Origin of the sequence: Halobacillus sp. BBL2006 (assembly GCF_000786645.1) — a bacterium.
Classification (GTDB): Bacteria; Bacillota; Bacilli; order Bacillales; family Halobacillaceae; genus Halobacillus.
The window spans coordinates 1-1,791 of record NZ_JRNX01000831.1; the positions used below are offsets into that span (position 1 = coordinate 1).

At 45.4% G+C, this 1,791-nt stretch carries 1 protein-coding gene; it reads right to left on the reverse strand.

Annotated features, from left to right (window positions below; genetic code table 11):
* Positions 1-247: 247 nt before the first annotated feature.
* Positions 248-1,693, reverse strand: a complete 1,446-nt coding sequence (locus LD39_RS20195; RefSeq protein WP_035552794.1) for a carbon starvation protein A — start codon at positions 1,691-1,693, stop codon at positions 248-250.
* Positions 1,694-1,791: the final 98 nt, after the last annotated feature.

Sequence of the window (1,791 nt, forward strand, 5' to 3'; positions counted from 1 at the left end):
AAACGGCGAGACTCCCGCGGGAGAAGGGGCTAGGCGAGATCCCACAGGGCGCAGCCCGAGGAAGCTTGCCAGTTCCCCCGCAGGAAAGCGAGTCGTTTCTCAGCCATTCCCGAGTCTTTATCCAGTAACGGCCCCACTTATCTCGAAACTGAGTCTTCAACAATTGGGAGCTTTTTGAGAACACAAATAAGGAACTTCCTGAGTATGGAAGTTCCTATCATTGGCTGTTGATTATGCGTAAAGTTTTTTATCCAGCTTTTGTTGTAACCACTTCTTCGTGATGAACGTTTTTATGCTTAATAACTTGCCACACAAACCATGTGACGACAGCAAGCCAGATGATCGATCCGATAACCATCGAAGTTGTATACGATAACCCGAATCCTTCAGGGGCATAGAAAATATAGGAACTGACGACAGCCGTCATGAACAAGGCAGGCACACTGCAAATCCAGTGAAATTTGCTGTTTTTCAGCAAGTACATCGCTCCTGTCCACAACATGACTGTAGCTACAACTTGGTTTGACCAGCCTACGTATCTCCACAAGAAGCTATAATCCATTTGCGTAAGCAAAAATGTTGGAATAGCGACTGGGATAGCGAAGAAAATCGGTGTCCATTTACCATTGAACTCTTTCTTGCTCCATTGTCTGAACACATCCACCAACATCATTCTAGAAGAACGAAGTGCGGTGTCCCCTGTTGTAATCGGTAAAATGATTACTCCTAGCACTGCGAGGATGCCGCCTAACGTACCCAGCGTTGTACTGCTGATTTCGTTGACGACTCCTGCAGGTCCTCCAGCATCAAGCGCAGCTTGCAGTCCGCCAGTACTTCCAAAGAAAGTCATTCCTGCAGCGGCCCAGATTATGGCGATAATTCCTTCGGCTACCATTGCGCCGTAAAAGACTTTTCTTCCTTCACTTTCTTTCTTCAGCGTACGGGCAAGAATCGGGCTTTGTGTACTATGAAAACCTGAGATCGCTCCACAGGAAACCGTAACCATCAACATCGGCCATACCGGTAACTCTTGCGGGTGCAAGTTTTGCAAGGTCAGGTTCGGGATCGGATTATCGAAAAAGAACATCCCTACTCCGATCGAAACGGCCATAAAGATAAGAATGGCCCCGAAAACCGGGTACACCTTACCGATAATTTTATTGATTGGAAGCAAGGTAGCAATCAGGAAGTAAGCAAAAATTAATACAATTGAAGTCATGAATCCTAACGGTGTCACTGTTGACAACAATTGTGCAGGTCCTGCCGTGAAGGCTGCAGCGACGAGGATCATTAGTCCGATTGATATTAAGTTAATCAGTGCCTGTGCAGGTCTTCCTAAGTATTTACCAACGAGTGCCGGGTACTGAGCACCTTTATGACGAAGCGAGAGCATTCCGGAAAAGTAATCGTGAACAGCGCCTGCAAAGATCGTACCGACGACGATCCATATGAAAGCAACTGGCCCGTACAAAGCCCCTAGCACCGCACCAAAAATCGGACCAAGTCCTGCTATATTTAGAAGCTGGATTAAACTCGCTTTCCACCAGCTCATCGGGGAATAATCAAAACCATCATGGTTAGTGTAAGCGGGGGTTGATTGTTTGTCATCAATGCCAAAAATTCGCTCAACCACCTTTGCGTAAATTAAATATCCGACAATAAGAAATACAATAGATGCGATAAACGTGATCATCGCTGAGCCTCCTTTCAAAAATGAATGTAAGGAGTATTCTAGCGGGAGGTTTGTCGAATAGCAACCTATTTTCTGAAAATTTATATTTTTATCTTTTT

Excerpts from the sequence above, each read along its gene's own strand:
- LD39_RS20195 (WP_035552794.1), bottom strand. The coding sequence starts at position 1,693 with ATGATCACGTTTATCGCATCTATTGTATTTCTTATTGTCGGATATTTA.